The following is a 21,743-nucleotide window of genomic DNA, read 5'->3' as shown; positions in this document are numbered from 1 at the left end:
CGGCCACTATCAAGCGGCAACACAGTCCAATACCGAACGCTTCTAAGTGGCCAGGGCACTGACTGTCTGGCATGCAACTCCGGCGATTGCTGGCGGGCGCGACCGGACTGACGTTCGTCCTCATGCTGTTGGGTGTGTACACGGCGGGAGTCGGGGCCGGTCTCACCTGCGGCGCCCGGTGGCCGTTCTGTGACGGGGCCGTATTCGGCCTGTTTCCCGCAAACTGGATGAGCTTCGTCGAGTGGTTCCACCGGCTGGTCGCGATGGTGACCGGGTTCGTGTTACTCGGGATTACCGGCCTCGCGTGGACGCGCGGCGCGAGCCGCCGGGTCAGGTACAGCCTCGTCGCGGCGATCGCGTTGCTCCCCGTCCAGATCGGTCTGGGCGCGCTCACGGTCACGGTCGGTGGCCTGTTCCCGTGGGGCTACTCGCCACCGGTTCAGGCGGCTCACTATCTGGCCGCACTGACGATTTTCACGCTGATCGTCTATGCGACAGCAGTACAGTACAACCGTGCCGACACCGCACGGCTCCGCACTGGCGCGGTGGTCGCGCTCGCGCTCGTCCCGCTGGGGCATCTGTTCAGCTTCGGGACGGTCTTTTCCTACACGCCGGAGGTCCAGATCGTCTACTACGGGCTGGCACTCGTGTTGTTCGCCCTGCTGGTCGCGATCGGGACCTGGACGCGCGCGACGGGCGATCGCGACGCAATCAGACAGGGGTATCTGAGTCTGGTGGCCGCCGCCCTGCTGGCTGTTCAGATGGTACTCGGCCGCCACGGACTCGATCCGCAAGGATTGCTCGTTGCCGACAGCGTTGCGGGGCTGGTCTTTGTCGTGTTACTCGGGGCCGCGTGGTTCGCCTTCCGCGCGGCTGACGGGGATGCTCCGATGAGCGGGTCGTTCGCTCGCTAGCCCACTAGTTGCGACCGAAGCGCGAATCCGTCTTGCTGATCGCCTGGTCGGGGTCGGCCGCCTCGTCGGCGTCGTGGGTACGCATTACCGAGACGACGCCGTACGCGCTGACGAACAACCCGAGCAGGACGGCAACCCCCCACAGCAACACTGTCGCCGTGTCGCCGAACGAGACCAGCACCTGCACGGTCCCCCAGAACGCGATCGCGGTTCCGAGTGCGATCTCCGCGTATCCTAGTTTCGAACTCACGATGTCCACCGCCGGATCGTCCGACGTACGTACACCTGGGATACGGACCGGCATAAATTGCCGTGATTGGCACGCTGTAGTGGCCGCCAGCCGAGGACGAGACTGTCGTAGCCGAGGGACGGCAATCTTACAATCGTGGGAACACAGTACCAGGTATGAGCCTCCGTGTCGACGTTCGAAAGCTGGATCTGTTCAACCAGATGGCCAGAGAAGGATCGGAGACGGTCGCCGATCACCTCAGTCAGATGGCGGGCCTCGACGCCAGCATCGAAGTCTCGAAGATCAACTTTCTCGATATCGAGGACGTGAAAACGCATATCGGGTCCCAGAAGCAAGTCGGGATCTTCGTCGAACTGGTCGATTCGCCACACGGATACGTACTCTTTCTGATCGACCCGGCGGACAGCAAGCAACTCGTCGAACAGATGGTCGGTGGCATGGGCAACGACGAGCCTGCGGATGGCCTCTTTACCGACATGGAACGGTCGGCCATGCAGGAGATTGGCAACATCATGACCTCCGGCTACATCGACGGGTGGGCGAACGTCCTGGACACGACGATCGACATCTCGACGCCCTCGTTTATGTACGGTCCCGCCAGCAATATCGTCGACGAGATGGGCGGCTGGCCGGACGAGGACATCGTCTTCGTCGTCGACTCGGATATCGTCGCCGACGACACCGACGTCGAACTCACGGCCTACACGTTCCCCCGTCTGCAGGAACTCGTCGAGCTCATCACGGATATCGACCTCGACACGGACGTCAGAGAGGACACGACCGCCTCGACCGATATCGTCAAGTGACCACGCCGAAACCGCAGACGATCACTCGACGAGCCGCTCGATTTCGGTTACGAGAATGTCGCTCGCACCGACTGACTGCAGCGCGTTGATCGTCTCGAAGACCTCGCTGTCGTCGACGACTGCGTGGACCGCGACATCGTCGGTGCCGGCGATGTCCATCACCGTCGGTCCGCCCATGCCAGGGAGTTCCTCCTTGACTGCGTCAAGGGCGTCCGCAGGAGCGTTCATCATCAGATAGCGTTTCCCCTCAGCGGACAGCACTGACCCAAGCGCGGTTTCGATCTGCTGGACTTTCTCGTCGTCGCGAGCGTCCTCGCGGGCGAACAGTCGCACTGACGATTCGAGCACGTCCGCGATGACTTCCAGGCGATTCATCCGCAGGGTCGTCCCGGTCGAGGTGATATCGACGATCGCGTCGGCGATATCGACGTGCGGCGTGAGTTCCGTCGCGCCCGAAACCTCGGTGATATCGGCGTCGACGCCCTGCTCGTCGAGGAACTCCCGGGTAATGTTCGGAAACTCGGTCGCGACCGTCCCACCGTCGAGATCGGAGACGGACTCGATATCGTCGTCTTCGGGCGCAGCGAGGACGAGCTTGCAGCTCCCGAACTCCAGATCGAGCAGTTCGACGAGGTTGTCCCGCTGTGCTTCGGCGACCTGATCGAAGCCGGTGATGCCCACGTCGGCGGCCCCCTCGGAAACGTACTCGGGAATGTCGGCCGCGCGGGCGAACAGGATCGTCACCTCGGGATCGACCGTTTCAGCGTGGAGTTTGCGGTCGGCCCCGTCGACGACGTGCAGTCCGGCGCGTTCGAGCAACTCGACGCTCGGCTCGTGGAGACGGCCCTTGTTGGGGACGGCGATGCGCATACCGGAACGTGGAGGCGGGCGGGCAATTGCTTTTCCCTCCGGCGGCGAGCGACGAACCCAACGGTTCAAAGTATCCCCCGACGAACGAACAGGCATGAGCGAACTCCTCGTTTCGGGCGGTCAGGTCTTGCGTCCCGACCACTCCGTCGAGCGTACGGACGTACTGCTCGATCAGGACAGCGGCGAGATTATCGACATCGGTGATCTCTCAGGCGACGACGAACTCGACGCGGCGGGCGGGCTCGTGATCCCCGGACTCGTCAACGCACACACCCACGTCGCGATGACGCTTTTGCGTGGCTACGCCGACGACAAACAACTCGACGCGTGGCTCCAGGAGGACATCTGGCCGGCCGAGGCCGAACTCACCGCCGAGGACGTCCGGGCCGGCGCGGAACTCGGACTGGTCGAGATGATCAAGTCGGGGACGACTGCCCTGAACGACATGTACTTCTTCATGTCGGAGGTCGCCGACGCCGTCGAGGCGGCCGGTATGCGCGCACGGCTGGGCTACGGGGCGATCACAATCGGGAACGACGACGAGGCCGCCCGCGAGGAGATGCGAGATAGCCTCGCGTTCGCCCGCGAGTACGACGGTGCTGCCGACGGACGGATCCGGACCGCGTTTATGCCCCACTCGTTGACGACTGTCGGCGAAGAGTACTACCGGGAGTTCGTGCCCGAGGCCCGCGAGGCCGGCGTGCCGATCCATCTGCACGCGAACGAGACGACCGACGAGGTCGACCCGATCGTCGACGAGCACGGACAGCGCCCGCTGGCGTACGCCGCCGATCTGGGACTGCTCGAGTCAGAGGACTATCTGGCCCACGGCGTCCACCTCGACGACGGCGAGATCGACCTGCTGGCCGAGCGCGGCGCGGGCGTGGTCCACTGCCCGGCCTCGAACATGAAGCTCGCCTCGGGGATGGCACCGATCCAGGACCTGCTCGATGCGGGCGTGGCGGTCGGACTGGGCACCGACGGCGCGGCCTCGAACAACGATCTGGACATGTTCGACGAGATGCGTGACGCCGCAATGCTGGGCAAACTCGCCGCCGGGGACGCAAGCGCCGTCGATGCGTATAGCGTCGTCGAGATGGCGACCCGCGGCAGTGCCGAGATTCTCGGGTTCGACTCGGGCCGGATCGAACCGGGAGCGAACGCCGACCTGGCCGTGATCGACCTCGACGCACCGCATCTGACGCCCGCCCACGACCTCGTCAGTCACCTGGCGTACGCCGCCCGCGGGAGCGACGTGCGACACACCGTCTGCGACGGACAGGTGTTGATGCGCGATCGCGAGGTGACGGTCTTCGACGAGCAAGCCGTGCGGGAGCGGGCGAGCGAGCGAGCGCAGTCACTCGTCGGCCGTGCAGACTAACTCGATTACAATATTAGGATATATCAGGGCATCTAGTCGGATATAGTTATTTTCCGAAAACCTTTATTAGCGACGGTAGCGGAGCTTCTCCCGATGAGTTCCAAACAAGCGTCCAGTAGAGTGCGATTCGAATGTGTGGATTGCGGAAAATCTGTTGTCCCGGCGTCGTACTGGGCAGCGTGTCCGGACTGTCGCGGCGAGTTGCGGGAATCACCCTAGAATCACCCAGCTCTTAGTAATTCAGTTGGCTCTTGCCAAATCTGGTGAAACAATCATAGAATACGTGATATTGGTACAGAGTGGTGTGCAAGATATAGAGGTTGTATCCATCACAGCACGTCCGTTATTTCTCAATCCGTTTTTGTGAGTCGGCCGGTAGAACGAGCCTGCATATCGAACAGAAAGCAGACTATCAGAATTGAATGATGTCTTGGTTCTCGTAACGTGCAAGGCGCGTATCCAGAAGCTCAGAAAGATTCTTGAGAACACAAAGAATTGCTCAACATAGGGCCGACGTGTTGCGACACGCTGGCTAATGAGTCTCATGTTCGAATCTATGGTTGCCGAGACAGAGTCCGCGCTTTAACATCTGCCCTCGGCTCACATCGGTCGGATAATCCTCAGTTCCCCACAAATTATTTTTCATCGACAATCCAATCTGAGCCTATGGATCGGAAACGGCGACGACTTCTCCAATTGGCGGGAGGATCTAGTCTGGCCATCCTCGCCGGTTGTAGTAGTCTTGCTGAATCTAATCCGGGAACAGTTGCTGCCCCATTCGATTCCCAACAAGGGACACTCGTCCCTAATGAAGGGGCTAGCAGCATCATTGCTATCCAGTCAGTCGCGCTGGCTGAAAATGGTGAAACTGCGCTCATCGGCACCTTCAGCGGCGACGATCCACATGGATCCTTGAAAGGAGAGGTCCATGTGTTCGCACAGGGAACGGAATCTTGGACACGGCAGACCACACTTGCCCCTGACGAGAGCCACGAGGGTGACTACTTCGGTGACGGGGTGGCGCTGGCTGACAACGGGAAAACTGCCATCATCGGAGCGTTGTCTGATAATAATTCCAATGGAGAAAGGGCGGGAGCAGTGTATGTGTTTACCCGGAGTGACGGATCGTGGGCCCAACAGGCCAAACTCCTTCCTAACGACGGCGATAGTGGGGATACATTCGGCTTTGCGGTAGCGGTAGCTGACGATGGCTTGAGTGTTCTTATCGGGGCAGAACACGACGGAGATCCCAATGGGAAGGGCGCGGGATCAGCGTACGTGTTTTCGAGAGCGAATGGGTCCTGGACCCAACAGGCAAAGCTCGTTCCCGAGAACGGAGACGGAGGCGACAGCTTCGGCGCATCGGTGGCGCTGTCGGCCGACGGAACCGTCGCTCTGGTCGGTGCCCCCCAGGATGAAACACCGCACGGGAACGAATCGGGGTCAGTATACGTGTTCACTTACCGTGACGGATCGTGGATCCGCCGAGCCAAGCTTGTTCCTGGCGACGGGGATAGCAACGACAACTTCGGCTCTCCGGTAGCAGTCACTGGCGACGGGAGGGCTGCTCTTATCGGGGCCGTGAGCGACGAGGATTCCAACGGAAAGAGCCCGGGATCAGCGTATGTATTTATCCGTGATAGTGGGGACTGGACCCAACAGGCTAAACTCTCCGCTGAAAACGGAAACGAAGAGGAATACTTTGGAAGGTCGGTAGCACTAGCCGATGACAGATCAACCGCACTTATCGGCGCCTACGATACTGGCGTAGACACGGGGTCAATGTACGTATTTTCCCGCAGTGATGACTCGTGGACCCAACAGGGGAAACTCGCCCCCGACAATAGTGACCACAATGATGCAGTCGGCTTGACAGTGGCGCTGGCCAGCAATGGACCGACTGCCCTCCTCGGAGCCGGATGGGGGCATGGCAGTGAGAATACAGTAGCGGCATACGTTTTCACCTGATAGTACCAACGGAGAGTTCTCTCGTCATTGTATCAATACTCATGTATCTCTCATATGGATTGGGGGATGCAACAGTACGTGAGTCCCCTGTCTCTACCAGATCACCGAGGTCGTATCTCGTCTGTCCACCAGAGCAAATGGGGTTCCGGAAACAGGGAGTGGCTTACACCCAGGTTGCGAGACAGTCGGTCGAGCAGAACGAGATGTCGACGGGCGAGTCGGACCCCTCAGGGTGTACCCGAAGCGTGTACGCCTTGATCTCGGTGTCACAATTAGCGCAACTCATATCCGTAACCAGATTACGATACTACCTTGTTATAGAGTATGTACCAGGCTGTTACACGATGCAGAGACAGGGAGACTCCATACCTCGTCGATGCTACCAGGGTCAACGCTGATGTCGAAGATCCTCTCTGCCTCGTTTGCTCACCAGTATCGTGACCGGGGTGTGCTGACTATGCGCGTTGTATCTTGCACAGCCCCATCTACCAATTCCGAGATAGATATCTGTGTTTCACTGTCTTCGGTAAGAGCCATTCGGTTTATTGCTCCGGGAGTTGATCAGCGTCAGGTGTCCCATTGCGCCACCCTCCGCTGCGATTTCCAGTTACTGCTCCGACTCACAGGTATCGACGCGGTGGCGGATGTTTATTAATGAAGAAATATAAGGGTAGCGAGGCTAAGAAACATATGGCGAACGAAATGGGAAACTTGTCTGATTCCATTGATAGGACGATACTCGGCGTTTTATTGGCTCTTCTAGGGATTTTCAGCCTCGGTGCAGCAAGGCAGTTACTCGACGGAAGCGTTGTTGTCGGGATAGTTGGATCTGTTATCAGCGTGCTATGCGCGATAGTGATCATATATCTTATATACGAGGGAATAACCAGCAACCCGATTTAATAGGTTGTGCGGGGACCAGAAGGCTGACAGTCAGTCGTCGACGGCCGGCTCGCCCTCTGGCTGGCCGTCCCCGTTCGGATCGGCGGCCTGGTCGTCCGCAGCTATTTCCTCGCCCGGTTCGTCTTCGTCCAGCACGTTGTCGGCCCAGTCGCCGTAGACGTACCAGACGCCGACAGCCGCCGCGGCGGCGATGTGCGAGAAGGCGATCCCGCCCCAGACGCCCATCGCGCCGACGCCGGCAACGGTGATCAGCAGGAACGTCGGCGGGATCCGGACACCCCACTGAGAGACGATCGAGAAGGCCATCGCCGTCCGCGTGCTGCCGGCACCGCGGAACCCGGCGTTGATGACCTGGAACGCGCCCATAAACACGTAGGTCGGGCCGATGATCTTGAAGTAGTCCGTCCCGAGGTTGATGACCGTCGGGTCGCCGGGGATGAACACCGTCACCAGCGGGCGAGCGAGCAGGAACACGAGCACGCTCACCACGCCGAAGACTACAGCGACGATCCCCGTCGAGAGCAGGACCGCCCGTTTGGCCCGGGCGTTCTGTTCGGCACCGAGGTTCTGGCCGACGGCCGTTTCGGTCCCGCGGGCGAGCCCGACCGCCGGCAGGAACACGAACGTGTTGATCCGGTTGCCGATCCCGTAGGCCGCGACTGCGGGGCCACTGACCATCGCTGCCAGGGAAGTCATCACCGTGTAGGCCAGCGAGTTGGCGCTCTGTTCGGCGGCCGTCGGGACGCCGATGTCGACGATCTTCCTGACGGTCTCCAGCTCCAGCCGGAGATCCGACAGCGAGACCGTCAACTCCAGGCGGCCGGAGAAGATCAGCCAGAAGCCGATCATCGCCGCGACGCCCCGGGAGACGACCGTCGCGACCGCCGCGCCGGTCACGCCCATCCCGGTGAATCCAGTCGCCGCGAAGAGGTCGGCCTGCAGCGCGAGGAAGTTCACGTCCAGAAACGGCAGGTTGTGGAGCCACTCGGGACTGGTCAGATACGGGAGCGCGTCGATCCAGCCGAGATTGCCGAGCAGCGGCGCGTCGTGGAGTAGCTCGAACAGAAGGTTGTTCTTGAATCCCAGGATCAAGATCGGATCGAGCAGGATGTTCATCGTCACGCTCGCGCCCATCAGATACATCGGTGTCACCGTGTCGCCGTACCCGCGCAACAGCGCCTGGAAGATCTGAAAGCCGAACATGAAGATGACGCCGACGAAGATGATCCGCGTGTAGACGACTGCCAGCCGGATCGCTTCGGCGTCGGCTGAACCACCGATCAGCGGCAACAACACCGGCGAGAGGACGAATCCGATTGCAGCCAGCCCGATCGACACCAGCGAGACGAACGCGATGGTCTGGCCGGCGACGTGACTGACGCGTTCGGTGTTGCCCGCACCGGTATTCTGGGAGACCAGCACCGTGCCGGCGACGGTCAACCCGCCGCCGAGACTGATCATCAGGAAGACGAAAGGCAACGACAGCGACAGCGCCGTCACCGCGTTCTGTCCGAGACGCCCGACCCAGAACGTGTCAGCGAGATTGTACATCACCTGCAGTAACTGAGACGCGACGATCGGCAGCGACAGCGCTATGAGTGGACGTAATAGTGATCCCTCGGTGAGATTGACCGAGCGCCCGGACTCGTCAGTCGACACGCGCGTCACCCTCCCACTGCGGAACTCGGCTCACGGCCAACATACTGACTAGTTAGTCAGGACCTATCGATAAACAAAAACGTGACGACATGCCGGCATCAGTTGGTATAGTATGAAATAAACATCCAGAGATATTTTTAAACTTTACAAGCTAATCTCTGACCTTCTTGTGCGCTCGGACTCGCAGCTGAACGGATTGAACGGGATTGCGTGTTTATGTGGATATAGGGGTGAGTACGGAGTGAGATGCACGCGAAACAGCTTCTAACAGTTGCCGTGGTCGCCGTCGTGGCCCTCTCCGTCGTCGGGCCAGCTGCGGCCGCGGATGGACTGGATGTGTCGGTGACTCAGGAGGGCGACGACGTCACGGTTTCGGTGACGGAGCACAGTACTGAAAACAGTACTGCCGTCGCCGACGCGAACGTGACTGTTGCTGATGGAAATACGACGTACGAAGAGGCCGGTAATTACACGACAGACGACGAGGGCCTCGTCGAACTGTCGGCACCGGACGAGAACGTGACGGTCACGGTCACGGCCACTGTTGATAACGATTCCGCCACGACGACGGCCGATTTGATCGCGGAATCGATTGCTGAGAACGAGACAGACGAGCGTGACGTAAACGAGAGCGAGGATGATGACCTAGAGAACGAGACTGGCGACCGTGACACCAACGAAACTGATGGGGAAGCCGATCGGCTGTTCGACCTCGACCTCGACGTCTCCATCGACGACGGCGAAGTCGACCACAGCAACGTCACGGTCAACGACAGCGAACCGTTCGGGCTCTACGTCGGCGCGTTCGTCCAGACCGTGATGAGCGAGAACGTCTCCGGCCCGATGGGCCAGACCGTCTCGTCGTTCGTGACGACGTTCAACCCGGGCCAGGGCCCGCCCGAACACGCTGGTCCGCCCGAAAACAAGACTCAGGGCCCGCCAGAACACGCTGGCCCGTCCGAAAACACGACCCGGGGGCCGTCCGGGAACGTGACCCAGGGCCCGCCTGAAGGTGCTGGTCCGTCCGATAACACGACCCGGGGGCCGTCCGGGAACGTGACTCAGGGTCCACCTGGAGACATGGGTCCGTCGAGCGACGATGAAACCGAAGACGACGACCGTCGACGTGGCCCACCGTCGCACGCTCGCGGCGGTCGGTGACGCGAGCATCGAACGTTCGTCTCGCTACCGCAGCCATATTCTGACCGGAGTGCTTCGGCAAGGTTTTCTCCCCGGTGTCCATTGATAGGGGTATGACCGGACAGCCGATTACCCAGCAGCTTGAGGACGTCGAGTCGGCAGTCGAATCAGGACGCAAGAAGATCGACTGGGCGCGCCAGCACATGTCGATCGTCGAGTCGCTCCGCGAGGATTTCGAGGACGAACAGCCACTGGCGGGCGAGACCGTCGCGATGGCGATGCACGTCGAGGCCACGACGGCCGTCCTGACGGAGGCGCTCGCGGCGGCGGGCGCGGAGGTCGCGATCACGGGGTGTAACCCCCTCTCGACGCACGACGATGTGAGTGCGGCGCTTGACGCCCACGAGTCGATCACCTCCTACGCCAAACGCGGCGTCGACGACGAACAGTACTACGAGGCCATGCACGCCGTGATCGATCACGATCCGACGATCACGATCGATGACGGCGCGGATCTGGTCTTTCTCGTCCACGAGGAGTACCCCGAACTGATCGACTCGATCATCGGCGGCTGCGAGGAGACCACCACGGGCGTTCACCGCCTGCGGGCGATGGACGAGGACGGCGCGCTGGAGTATCCGATGTTCGCCGTCAACGACACGCCGATGAAGCGGCTGTTCGACAACGTCCACGGGACCGGCGAGGCCTCGATGGTCGCGATCGAACTGACGACGAACCTCGCGATCGCGGGCAAGACCGTCGTCGTCGGCGGCTACGGTCAGTGTGGCAAGGGCGTCGCCAAGAAGGCCTCGGGCATGAACGCCGACGTGATCGTCACCGAGATCGACCCGCGCCAGGCACTGGAGGCCCACATGGAGGGCTTCGAGGTCACGACGATGGACGAGGCCGCCCGCGAGGGTGACATCTTCGTGACGACGACCGGCAACCGCGACGTCATCACCGAGGAGCACTTCGAGAATATGCAGGACGGCGCGCTGCTGGCGAACGCGGGTCACTTCGATGTGGAGATCAACCTCGAGGACCTCGACGCGATGGCCGAGGAAGTCATCGAGGCTCGCGACGGCGTCACCGGCTACGTCATGCCCGACGGCCGCCAGCTCAACGTCCTCGCTGAGGGGCGGCTGGTCAACCTCGCCGCGCCGAAAGCCGAGGGCCACCCCGTCGAGGTCATGGACCAGAGCTTCGGGATCCAGGCGGTCGCCGCCCGCGAGATGGCGACGAACGGCGAGCGGTACGACGCCGGCGTCCACAATATTCCCGACCGACTCGATCGTGAAGTCGCGGAGATCAAACTGGACGCGGAGGGGATCGATATCGACGATCTGACGCCCGAACAGCGCGAGTACATGGACTCCTGGCAGCACGGGACGTGAGCGACTGGTCGCGCAGACGAGCAATATAAATGACCGACTGCCTAATCCGGTAGTAATGCGGATCGAACAGCTCGGTGCTGGCGAACCGTCCGTCGCTGTCGTCGGCGCAATTCACGGTGACGAACCGTGTGGCGTGACGGCGATCGACCGTCTACTGGCGTCTGACCCACCCATCGAGCGACCTGTGAAGTTGATCGTCGCGAACGAGCGGGCGCTGGCGGCCGAGCAGCGCTACTGCGAGGAGGACCTCAACCGAACGTTCCCGGGTGATCCCGACGGGCCGACGCACGAATCGCGGCTCGCGGCCGAGCTGACGGCCGAACTCGAAGGGTGTACGACCCTAGCGTTGCACTCGACACAGTCTTACGAGGGGCCGTTCGCGATCGTCGAGCGGGCGGGTAGCCCGTCCGAAGAGCTCGCACGGCAACTGTCCGTCGATGCAATCGTCGAAACCGGCCCGTTCGACGACGGACGGCTCTTTCAGTCGGTCGAGACGCTCGTGGAGGTCGAGGCTGGCTATCAGGGATCGACAGTCGCCGCGGACAACGCCACCCGGATCGTCCGGGAGTTCCTGCGAGCGACCGGTGTGCTGGCCGACGAGCCGCCGCTTGCTCCGCGCGAACACGGGGTGTACGCACTCAAAGACGTCGTCCCGAAAGACGACGCCGACGAATACGAGGTGTTCGTCTCGAACTTCGAACGTGTCGAGGCCGGCGACCCCTTCGCCGCCGCGGATGGCGACACCGTTGTCGCGGACGAGCCGTTTTATCCCGTGTTACTCTCGGCATACGGTTATGAGGACGTCTTCGGGTACGTGGCAGAGAAAGTGGACAGTTCCGCGTAGCGGCGCAATCCCGCGATCGATCTCACGCGTCGTCCGGCGGTGCCAGTTCGACCAGCGTCAGATCGCGATCGAGCATGCAATAGTCGTGGGGTGGGTCGCCGAGCACTTCGTCGATCGTGTACTGTTCGTCGAACGCCGCGCCGGCGGGTTCACAGTACCCGTGGCTGGGACAGTCCGTGTACGGACAGGGGCCTTCGAGCGCGGCTTTGCTCCCGGCGTACGCTCCCTGTGAGGCAACGTTGGCCTGGATCGGCGCGGGCTTGACTTCGACGGCCTGCACGCCGGTATCGTGCACGCCACAGTCGAGGACGCTGGCGTTGTCCCGGACTTCGACGACCTCGTATTTGCGCCCCGTTGTGAGATTGAGACACTGATCGCGGTAGGGACACCCCTCGCAGGCCGCTGCAGCCCCCTGATAGACGAACGTCTGTCCGACTTCCGCCAGACGCGTGCCGACGAGCGTGAGTTGCGCCATCGACTGTCGGTACTCTCCCGAGCCGATTAAGCTTCCCGCCCGGTCAACTCGTCGAGCTTCGCCAGATACGCCTCCCGAGGTACCTGATACAGCGACCGATAGTCGATCTCTCCGTCGGAGAATGTATTCGCCAACTCGACGGCACCGTCCATCGCCGCCTTTCGACCGTCGAACTCCCGCCGGTCGGCGGTCACGTCCGGCTCCAGCGACAGCGTCAGGTACCAGGGATCGTCGGGATCCGGCTGTGGCCTGCCCGGGCGGCGACCTCGCGACCCTTTCGTGAGATACAGCGTCGGCAAACACGGCGGTGGGAACGCCTCACTGTCGAAGACGTCCGGCCGATAGACCATCACGACCCGCCCGGCCTCCTCGTTCCAGAGCGACCAGTCCGTCGGCAGCGCGTCCGCGAGATCCATGTTCCGCTTCACCGGCCCTACGGAAAAGAGCTTCCCGGTCGGCCGGAGTGGGTTTATAAATGACTGCGAGGCGCAGCAATCAGGAATAACCGAATGTGGTTTCGGAGCGGTCCTATAATCCGATTTCCTGCGACCACGGGTGTTACTCACATCCCGAATGAAACGAGGGTTTAAGTATATGAGAGTCCCTTAGGTATTACAGTATCGGAAAATGTGCCACACGGTATCACGGATCAGGTTGTCACTATGCAGGTTTCGGTCGCGACAGTCGCGCCGCCGTATCGTGCGGTGGACGGCATCAGTCAGCGAGTCTGCCCTCCCGTGGGACGAGCCGTCGGTCGGCACACGACTCCGAGAACAGTGGAGGGTCCCGTAACCGACGGGCTCGACTGTCCTCCACCCCGTTCGTGATAGCATGACAAGCAATCCAGACACTCTGTCAGAACTGAGCGACGATTACCGGGCCTCGATCCCCGCCGACCTCCGTGATCACCACGACTTCGAGTGGTACCTCGATCAGTTGTACGAGGAGCCGGCGGTCGCCCGTAGCGCCCATCAGCGCGTCGCCGATATGTTCGACTACTACGGTACCGAGTACGACGAAGACGCCGGCCTCGTCGAGTACAAACTCGCCTCCGAGGACCCGATCAACGACGGCGAGAACACCTTTTACGGCCGTGTCATCCACGAGTCGATCCACGAGTTCGTCAACAAGGTCAAAAGCGGCGCGCGCGGACTCGGGCCCCAAAAGCGAATCAAACTCCTGCTCGGTCCAGTCGGATCGGGGAAGTCCGACTTCGACCGGCAGGTCCGGCGGTACTTCGAGGATTACACCCGCCGGGATGAGGGGCGGATGTACACCTTCCGGTGGACGAACCTCTGTGACGTCATCCCCGATCAGGACCCCGCCGACGACACAGTCCGATCGCCGATGAACCAGGACCCGCTGGTGTTGATCCCCGAACAGCAACGCCAGGACATCCTCGACGACATCAACGAGCTGCTGGATGCGCCGTACACGATCCGCAACGAGCAGGCCCTGGACCCCGCCAGCGAGTTCTACATGGATCGGCTGCTGGCGTACTACGACGACGACCTAGAGACCGTGCTGGAGGGCCACGTCGAAATCGTCCGCCTCGTGGCCGACGAGAACATGCGACAGGCTATCGAGACCTTCGAGCCCAAAGACAAGAAAAACCAGGACGAAACCGAGCTGACCGGTGACGTCAACTACTCGAAGATCGCGATCTACGGCGAGAGTGACCCGCGGGCGTTCGATTACTCGGGCGCGTTCTGCAACGCCAACCGGGGGCTGTTCTCCGGGGAGGAGCTCCTGAAACTCCAGCGGGAGTTCCTCTATGACTTCCTGCACGCGACCCAGGAACAGACGATCAAACCCAAGAACAACCCTCGGATCGACATCGACCAGGTGATCGTCGGCCGGACCAACATGCCCGAGTACAAAGAGAAGAAGGGCGACGAGAAGATGGAGGCGTTCAACGACCGGACCAAGCGCATCGACTTTCCGTACGTGTTGGGCTACGAAGACGAGGCGATGATCTACCGGAAGATGCTACGCAACGCCGATCTGCCTGACATCTCCGTCGAACCCCACACCCTGGAGATGGCGGGGCTGTTCGGCGTGTTGACCCGGATCGAAGAGCCCGATGCCGGGAAGATCGACCTGATCCAGAAAGCCAAGGCCTACAACGGCGAGATCGATGCGACCGACGACGTCGACGTAAAGAAGCTCCGCGAGGAGGGTGACGCGACCGCCGAGATCGGCGAGGGGATGGAGGGCGTCAGCCCGCGGTTCATCGGCGACGAGATCGCCGAGGCGATCATGGACTCGATGCACCGCGATCGGGAGTTCCTCTCGCCGCTGACGACGTTCAACCACCTCGAAGCGAACCTCGAACACCACGGCTCGATCGCCGAAGAGCAGTTCGATACCTACTACCGCTATCTCGAACTGGTCCGGGAGGAGTACAAGGACCGCGCCATCGAGGACGTCCGCCACGCCCTGGCCTACGACGTCGAGGAGATCCAGCGCCAGGGCGAGAAGTACATGGACCACGTGATGGCCTACATCGACGACGACACCGTCGAGGACGAGATCACGGGCCGCGAGCAGGAACCCGACGAGCAGTTCCTCCGCAGCGTCGAGGAGAAGCTGAGCCTGCCCGAGGACCGCAAGGACGACTTCCGCCAGGAGGTCGCTAACTGGGTCTCCCGTCGGGCTCGTGAAGGGTCGAGCTTCGACCCACAGGACAACGACCGACTGCGCCGCGCCTTAGAGCGCAAGCTCTGGGAAGACAAGAAACACAACATCAACTTCTCGGCGCTGGTGTCCTCCGGCGAGATGGACGACGACGAGCGGTCAGCGTGGATCGAGGCGCTGATCGATCAGGGCTACAGCCAGGAGGGTGCCAGGGAGGTGCTGGAGTTCGCCGGCGCGGAAGTCGCGAAAAGCGAGATGGAAGACTGATGGACGGGGAGCAATTCATCACCGCGGCCGACCGGGAACTGGACGCGACCTACCAGGAGCCGCTGTCGCTGCCGGGCTACGTCGACCTGCTGCTCGACCGGCCGGAACTGGCCGCCCACGCCTCGAAGTACCTGCTCGACGCTATCGAGGACGCCGGCACCCGCACGGTCATCGAGGAGGGGGAAGAACGCGAGCGCTATCGCTTCTTCGACGACCCGCACAACGACGGCGAACACGCGATCCTCGGCAACACCGAGGTACTAAACGGGCTGGTGGACGACCTGCGATCGATCGCCGCTCGCCGCGGGAAAGACGAGAAGATTGTCTGGCTGGAAGGGCCGACAGCCACCGGCAAGTCCGAGCTCAAGCGCTGTCTCATCAACGGGCTGCGGGCCTACTCCAGGACCGACGCCGGCCGGCGATACACCGTCGAGTGGAACGTCGCCGGGGCCGACGGGGAAGCCACCGGCCTCACCTACGGCGACCGGCAGGTCAGCGACGAGGACGACTGGTACGAGAGTCCGGTGCAGGTCCACCCCCTGACGGTCTTCCCGCAGACGGTCCGAGCGGAGCTGCTCGAAGCGATCAACGGGCAACTAGACGAGCACGACAGCGTCTCCGTCGAGGGCGATCTCGACCCCTTCTCCCGGGAAGCCTACGAGTACCTCGAGGAGCAGTACCGCCGCGAGGGTGTCGCGGATCTGTTCTCGGCGGTGACGAGCCCGCGCCATCTCCGGGTGAAAAACTACGTCGTCGACGTCGGACAGGGGATCGGCGTCCTCCACAGCGAGGACGAAGGGAGCCCCAAGGAACGACTCGTCGGTTCCTGGATGGCCGGGATGTTGCGGGAGCTTGACTCCCGCGGGCGGAAGAACCCCCAGGCGTTCTCCTACGACGGCGTGTTGAGCCAGGGGAACGGCCTGCTGACGATCGTCGAGGACGCCGCCCAGCACGCCGACCTCCTGCAGAAGCTGCTGAACGTCCCCGACGAAGGTGCGGTCAAGCTGGACCGGGGGATCGGGATGGACATCGACACCCAGCTGGTCATCATCTCCAACCCGGACCTGGAAGCGACGCTGAACCAGCACGCCGACCGCGAGGGCCAGGACCCACTGAAGGCGCTCAAACGGCGGCTGAACAAACACCGCTTCGGCTACCTGACGAACCTCTCGCTGGAGACGCAACTCCTCCGGCGGGAACTGACCAACGACACGACGGTCTGGCAGGCCGACTCCTGGACGGAACTGGACGGGCGCATCCGCAGCCCTGCCGGAGTGGACGTGCGCCGGGAACACGGCGTTCGCGAGCGCGAACTCGCGCCGCACACCCTCGAAGCGGCGGCGCTGTACGACGTGGTGTCCCGACTGGACGATAGCGACCTCCCGAGCGAACTGGATCCGGTCGAGAAGGCCCTGCTGTTCGACCGCGGCTACCTCCAGGACGGCGACGAGCGCCGCGAGATCGACGCCTTCGCGTTCTCCGACAGCGCGAGCGATGGCGAACGCGGGATCCCGGTCACCTACACCAGAGACGTCATCGCCGACCTGCTCCAGACCGAGACCGAGCGGTATCACGCCGAGTTGCCCGTCGAGGACATCATTATGCCGAGAGACGTGCTAGACGCGATGGCTACCGGCCTCCGAACGGCACCGGTCTTCTCGACGAAGGAAGTTGCAGAATTCGAAGAACGGGTCGTCCCGGTCAAAAACCACATCTTCAACCGGCAGGAGGAGGACGTGCTGGCGGCGATCATGCGCGAGAAGCGCGTCGAGGAGTCCACTGTCGAGGAGTACATCGAGCACGTCTACGCGTGGGCGACCGACGAACGAATCGAAAACGAACGGGGCGAACGTGTCGACCCGGACCCGCTGAAGATGAAGGTCTTCGAGATCGAGCACCTCGGCCGCTTCGAGGAGCGGGACTATCACGGCAACGAGCCCACCCGGAACGTCGAGCAGTTCCGGACAGACCGGATCATCACCGCGTTGAACCGCTACGCCTGGCACAACCGCGACGAACAGTTCCAGGTCGGCGACGTCAATCCGAAGGAGATCCCGGTGATCCGAACCGTGCTTGGCAGCCACGACTGGGCCGACGTCAAGCGGACCCACGAGGACTTCGATCCGCGGCAGTGGGACGACCCGCCGGCGAACACCGAGACGGCCCGTGTCAAGGCGCGGACGATCGAGAACATGACCGATCTGTTCGAGTACAGCGAAGCCGGCGCGGAGCTGACCAGCCGCCACGTCATGGGACAGGTGAGCTACAGATGGGACTGAGAGACGACCTCGAACGCTACCGCGAGGTCGGCGAGAAGCGCCGCCAGGATCTCGCGGAGTTTATCCAGTACGGTGACCTCGGGAAGTCCCGGGCGGATTCGGTCCGGATCCCGATCAAGATCGTCGATCTGCCGGAGTTCGTCTACGACCGGCGCGACCGGGGCGGGGTCGGCCAGGGCGAGGGCGCCGAAGAAGGTGACCCCGTCGAACAGCCACAGCCGGACGACGGCGACGAGGACGGCGACCCCGGCGAGGAGGGCGGCGATCACGAGTACTACGAGATGGATCCCGAGGAGTTTGCCCGGGAACTGGACGAACAGCTCGGGCTGGATCTCGATCCCAAGGGCAAGAAGGTGGTCGAGGAGACAGAAGGGGATTTCACCGACATCACCCGGACCGGACCGTCCTCGACGCTGGATTTCGAGCGGCTGTTCAAGGAGGGGCTCAAGCGCAAGATGGCGATGGACTTCGACGAGGCGTACGTCCGTGAGGCCCTGCGAGTCGCCGGCTGGGGCCCGGCGACGGTCTACGAGTGGGCCCGCGGGGAGAACATCCCCGTCTCCCGAGCGTGGATCGAGGACGCTTACGAGGGGATGCCTGCTGACGAGCGCGACCGGTGGGGATCCATCGAGGAGATGACCGAACGCGTCGAGCACGAGAGTGCAGCCCAGCGCATTCGCCGGGAAGGGATCAACGAGATCCCCTTTCGGCGTCAGGACGAACGCTATCGCTACCCCGAGATCATCGAGGAGAAAGAGCGCAACGTCGTCGTGGTCAACATCCGCGACGTCTCCGGGAGTATGCGCCAGCAGAAACGCGAGCTAGTCGAGCGGACCTTCACCCCGCTTGACTGGTATCTCCAGGGCAAGTACGACAACGCCGAGTTCGTCTACATCGCCCACGACGCCGAGGCCTGGGAGGTCAACCGCGAGGAGTTCTTCGGCATCCGCAGCGGCGGCGGGACTCGCATCTCTAGCGCCTACGAGCTGGCGATGACAGCGCTCGACGAAGCCTATCCCTGGAGCGAGTGGAACCGCTACGTCTTCGCCGCCGGCGACAGCGAAAACTCGTCGAACGACACCGAGGACAAGGTAATCCCGCTGATGGAAGCGATCCCGGCGAATCTCCACGCCTACGTCGAGACTCAGCCCAGCGGGAACGCGATCAACGCGACCCACGCCGAAGAGGTCGAGCGGCACTTCCGGGACGCCGACGACGTCGCCGTGGCCTACGTCAACGGACCAGGGGACGTGGTCGACGCCATCTACGAGATCCTCAGCACGGACGAACAGTCATGATAGACGAACGCATCGAAGCCCAACGGATCGCGGACAACCTGCAAGAACCAGTCGAGAAAGCCGGTGAGCTCGCCGAAAAACTCGGCTTGACCCCGTATCCGGTCAACTACTGGATCGTCGATTACGACGAGATGAACGAGTTGATCGCCTACGGCGGGTTCCAGGAGCGATACCCCCACTGGCGGTGGGGCATGCAGTACGACCGCCAGCGAAAGCAGAGCCAGTTCCTCGGCGGGAAGGCCTTCGAGATCGTCAACAACGACAACCCGGCCCACGCGTTCCTCCAAGAGTCAAACACCCTGGCCGACCAGAAGGCGGTCATCACTCACGTCGAGGCCCACGCCGATTTCTTCGCGAACAACGAGTGGTTCGGACTGTTCACCGGCCGGGACGAAGCGCCGGACAACCGATCCGACGCTCGGCCGGAGTCGGGGCCGGACGCCACGGCGATGCTCGCCCGCCACGCCGAGACGATCGAGGAATACATGACCGACCCCGAGATCGACCGGGGTGAGGTCGAAAAGTGGATCGATCACGTTCTCTGTCTGGAGGACACCATCGACCAGCACCGCCCGTACGCGCCCGTCGTGACCGACGAGAGGACCGAGGACCTCGACACCGCCGACGTGGCCGATCACCTGGACGATCTGGATCTCACCGAAGAGGTGCGCCAGCAGGTGTTCGACGAGGAGTGGCTCGACACCCAGAGTGACGACGACGGGTCAGTCTCGTTCCCGGACACTCCCGAGAGAGACGTCGTCGGATTCCTCCGAAAACACGGCAAGCAGCACGACGAGGGAGCCGGGAAGGCCATCGAGATGACCGACTGGCAGAAGGAGGTCCTGGAGATCGTCCGTCGGGAATCCTACTACTTCGCCCCCCAGAAGATGACGAAGGTGCTCAACGAGGGGTGGGCTAGCTACTGGGAGTCGGTCATGATGGTCGGTGAGGGCTTTGCGGCCGACGACGAGTTTGTCACCTACGCCGATCACATGTCGAAGGTGCTCGGCTCGGGCGGACTCAACCCGTACAAACTCGGACTGGAGTTGTGGCAGTACGTCGAGAACACCGCCAACCGGCGGGAAGTCGTCGAGCGACTCCTCAAAGTCGACGGGATCACCTGGCGGAACTTCCGTGATACCGTCGACTTCGGTGCGGTCCGGTCGGTCCTGGAGCCGCCGGCGTGGCTCGAAGACGTGCCGGGCCATCTCGACGAGATCGACCCGGACGATCCACGTATCGACGCGAAGGCACTCGAACGCGCTCGAAGCGGAGCGATCGACGTCGAGACCTACCCCTGGACGGTCCTCACCTACGACGGACTGGTCCAGCGACATTACTCGCTGGTCCAGGCACAGAACCGCGGGTTCCTGGGCCGGATCGGTCTGGAAGAGCTAGAGCGGATCAGCCGCTACCTCTTCGACGACAGCCGCTATGGAAGCGTCGAGGCGGCACTCGCCGATGTCGAGTACGCTCGCGGCTGGGACCGGATGCGCGAGGTCCGCCAGAGCCACAACGACGTGACGTTCCTGGAGGCGTTTCTCACCGAAGAGTTCGTCGATGCGAACGACTACTTCGCATACGAACACTCCCAGAAGTCGGGGGAGTTCCGCGTCTCCTCGACCGATCACGAGGACGTCAAAAAGAAGCTGCTGTTGCAGTTCACCAACTTCGGGAAGCCCACGATCGTCGTCGCGGACGGTAACTACGACAACGCCGGCGAGCTGCTGTTGGCCCACCGGTACAACGGGGTCGTCCTCGACGACAAACGGGCCACGGAGGTACTCAAGCGCGTGTTCGAACTCTGGGGACGGCCCGTGAACTTGCTGACCATCGACAAGGAGTACGACGAGAGCGACGTCGAGGTCGCCCGACGCCGGGACCGAGAGCCCGACCCGACCGAAGTCGGCCGCCGGCTGCGCTACGACGGTGCGCACGTCACCGTCGAGGACGTCCCCTGGGAGGACGTCGAGCACCTCGCGGCGACCGACATCGACTACGACACGAAACCGGACGAGTGGCTGCGTTGAGTCAGACTTCGTCCATCCCTCGCACGGAGATGGCCGGACAACGCGCGGATCGAAGGATCTCCTGAGAGACGCTGCCGAACATCGCCTGTCTGGTCGGCGAGCGGTCGCGGCCACCAATTACGACGAAATCCGCGTCGTGGTCGTCGATCATCGCGACGATGCCCTCGGCGGGATCACCGACGCCGCCGAGCACTTCGGGCTCGAATCCGGCCTCCTGAAGTGTCTCGACCAGATCGCGAACGACTGTCCGCTGGCCGATGACCCGCTTGACGGCTGCTTCGGTCGGTAGCTCGGCTTCACCCGGGGCCGACGTTTCGCCGGCTGTACCGGCGTACGCCACGCTCGTTTCGGGCCGCGCCGCTGACATGGCTTTAGTCTCGGCGTCTGTCGCCGGTTCCAGCCGCTCGGCCGTCTGCTCGTATTCGGATTCGGTCAGCACGTGTCCGACGAGCACCCGCGATTCCCGATCGCCGACGACCGTGCGCACCGTCTTGGCCATCCGCTCGGCTCGTTCCCTGTCTTCCTGTCCGACAGCGATGAGGATCGTTATCGTGTCCATGCCCGAACGTTCGTCCTATTAGTTATTATATATTTCTATTAATTAGTATATTTTCTATCTATCAACTGT

General features: G+C 62.3%; 19 protein-coding genes. 13 read left to right on the top strand and 6 right to left on the bottom strand.

Annotation, left to right across the window (positions count from 1 at the left end; genetic code table 11):
* The first annotated feature begins 71 nt into the window (after positions 1-71).
* Positions 72-914 (top strand): COX15/CtaA family protein, encoded by an 843-nt coding sequence (locus tag HSEST_RS05975; protein ID WP_229122779.1) that lies wholly within the window; start codon positions 72-74, stop codon positions 912-914.
* 4 nt (positions 915-918) lie between these two features.
* Here the strand turns inward: HSEST_RS05975 and HSEST_RS05970 are convergent, their stop codons facing one another.
* On the bottom strand, positions 919-1,164 hold the full coding sequence (locus HSEST_RS05970) for a hypothetical protein (protein ID WP_229122778.1): 246 nt from the start codon (positions 1,162-1,164) through the stop codon (positions 919-921).
* A gap of 155 nt (positions 1,165-1,319) precedes the next feature.
* On the opposite strand from HSEST_RS05970, the gene HSEST_RS05965 reads away from it, so the two are divergent.
* Positions 1,320-1,970 carry a chemotaxis protein CheC gene (locus HSEST_RS05965; protein ID WP_229122777.1) on the top strand — a complete coding sequence of 217 codons (651 nt, stop codon included), beginning with the start codon at positions 1,320-1,322 and terminating at the stop codon, positions 1,968-1,970.
* 21 nt (positions 1,971-1,991) lie between these two features.
* Here HSEST_RS05965 and hisG read toward each other — a convergent pair whose 3' ends face one another.
* The gene (gene hisG / locus HSEST_RS05960; protein ID WP_229122776.1) at positions 1,992-2,840 is read right to left on the bottom strand and encodes an ATP phosphoribosyltransferase; all 849 of its coding nucleotides are present in this window, start codon (positions 2,838-2,840) and stop codon (positions 1,992-1,994) included.
* A gap of 94 nt (positions 2,841-2,934) precedes the next feature.
* On the opposite strand from hisG, the gene HSEST_RS05955 reads away from it, so the two are divergent.
* The 4 genes from HSEST_RS05955 (at position 2,935) to HSEST_RS05945 (ending at position 7,092) form a co-directional block, all read left to right on the top strand.
* Complete coding sequence (locus HSEST_RS05955) at positions 2,935-4,221, top strand: amidohydrolase (protein ID WP_229122775.1); 1,287 nt, start codon at positions 2,935-2,937, stop codon at positions 4,219-4,221.
* A 93-nt stretch (positions 4,222-4,314) separates the two neighbouring features.
* Positions 4,315-4,440, top strand: a complete 126-nt coding sequence (locus HSEST_RS14525; RefSeq protein ID WP_267491928.1) for a rubrerythrin-like domain-containing protein — start codon at positions 4,315-4,317, stop codon at positions 4,438-4,440.
* Between the two features lie 711 nt (positions 4,441-5,151).
* Positions 5,152-6,189 (top strand): FG-GAP repeat protein, encoded by a 1,038-nt coding sequence (locus tag HSEST_RS05950; protein ID WP_229122774.1) that lies wholly within the window; start codon positions 5,152-5,154, stop codon positions 6,187-6,189.
* A gap of 654 nt (positions 6,190-6,843) precedes the next feature.
* The gene (locus HSEST_RS05945) at positions 6,844-7,092 is read left to right on the top strand and encodes a hypothetical protein (protein ID WP_229122773.1); all 249 of its coding nucleotides are present in this window, start codon (positions 6,844-6,846) and stop codon (positions 7,090-7,092) included.
* A 30-nt stretch (positions 7,093-7,122) separates the two neighbouring features.
* On the opposite strand, the gene HSEST_RS05940 is transcribed toward HSEST_RS05945, so the two are convergent.
* Entirely contained in the window at positions 7,123-8,751 is a 1,629-nt protein-coding gene (locus HSEST_RS05940) for an MATE family efflux transporter (protein ID WP_229122772.1), read from the bottom strand.
* A 246-nt stretch (positions 8,752-8,997) separates the two neighbouring features.
* Between HSEST_RS05940 and HSEST_RS05935 the strand changes: the two genes are divergently transcribed.
* The 3 genes from HSEST_RS05935 (at position 8,998) to HSEST_RS05925 (ending at position 12,129) form a co-directional block, all read left to right on the top strand.
* Positions 8,998-9,912, top strand: a complete 915-nt coding sequence (locus HSEST_RS05935) for a hypothetical protein (protein WP_229122771.1) — start codon at positions 8,998-9,000, stop codon at positions 9,910-9,912.
* A gap of 92 nt (positions 9,913-10,004) precedes the next feature.
* The gene (locus HSEST_RS05930) at positions 10,005-11,285 is read left to right on the top strand and encodes an adenosylhomocysteinase (protein WP_229122770.1); all 1,281 of its coding nucleotides are present in this window, start codon (positions 10,005-10,007) and stop codon (positions 11,283-11,285) included.
* Between the two features lie 55 nt (positions 11,286-11,340).
* Entirely contained in the window at positions 11,341-12,129 is a 789-nt protein-coding gene (locus HSEST_RS05925) for a succinylglutamate desuccinylase/aspartoacylase domain-containing protein (protein WP_229122769.1), read from the top strand.
* A 22-nt stretch (positions 12,130-12,151) separates the two neighbouring features.
* On the opposite strand, the gene HSEST_RS05920 is transcribed toward HSEST_RS05925, so the two are convergent.
* Positions 12,152-12,604 carry a UPF0179 family protein gene (locus tag HSEST_RS05920; RefSeq protein WP_229122768.1) on the bottom strand — a complete coding sequence of 151 codons (453 nt, stop codon included), beginning with the start codon at positions 12,602-12,604 and terminating at the stop codon, positions 12,152-12,154.
* A gap of 26 nt (positions 12,605-12,630) precedes the next feature.
* The gene (locus tag HSEST_RS05915) at positions 12,631-13,020 is read right to left on the bottom strand and encodes a DUF5820 family protein (protein WP_229122767.1); all 390 of its coding nucleotides are present in this window, start codon (positions 13,018-13,020) and stop codon (positions 12,631-12,633) included.
* A gap of 415 nt (positions 13,021-13,435) precedes the next feature.
* Between HSEST_RS05915 and HSEST_RS05910 the strand changes: the two genes are divergently transcribed.
* From HSEST_RS05910 to HSEST_RS05895, 4 genes are read left to right on the top strand one after another with little or no spacing between them, the layout of a single operon-like run.
* Positions 13,436-15,508, top strand: a complete 2,073-nt coding sequence (locus HSEST_RS05910) for a PrkA family serine protein kinase (RefSeq protein WP_229122766.1) — start codon at positions 13,436-13,438, stop codon at positions 15,506-15,508.
* Entirely contained in the window at positions 15,508-17,787 is a 2,280-nt protein-coding gene (locus HSEST_RS05905; RefSeq protein ID WP_229122765.1) for a PrkA family serine protein kinase, read from the top strand. The genes HSEST_RS05910 and HSEST_RS05905 overlap by 1 nt, the downstream gene beginning before the upstream one ends.
* Complete coding sequence (locus HSEST_RS05900; RefSeq protein ID WP_229122764.1) at positions 17,778-19,085, top strand: YeaH/YhbH family protein; 1,308 nt, start codon at positions 17,778-17,780, stop codon at positions 19,083-19,085. Before HSEST_RS05905 ends, HSEST_RS05900 begins: the two co-directional genes overlap by 10 nt.
* Positions 19,082-21,115, top strand: coding sequence for a SpoVR family protein (locus HSEST_RS05895; protein WP_229122763.1), 2,034 nt, complete (start codon positions 19,082-19,084; stop codon positions 21,113-21,115). Before HSEST_RS05900 ends, HSEST_RS05895 begins: the two co-directional genes overlap by 4 nt.
* Position 21,116: 1 nt before the next feature.
* Here HSEST_RS05895 and HSEST_RS05890 read toward each other — a convergent pair whose 3' ends face one another.
* Complete coding sequence (locus HSEST_RS05890) at positions 21,117-21,674, bottom strand: universal stress protein (RefSeq protein WP_229122762.1); 558 nt, start codon at positions 21,672-21,674, stop codon at positions 21,117-21,119.
* Positions 21,675-21,743: the final 69 nt, after the last annotated feature.

This window comes from Halapricum desulfuricans (assembly GCF_017094465.1).
Classification (GTDB): Archaea; Halobacteriota; Halobacteria; order Halobacteriales; family Haloarculaceae; genus Halapricum.
This window is presented reverse-complemented; position numbering and strand designations above follow the sequence as displayed.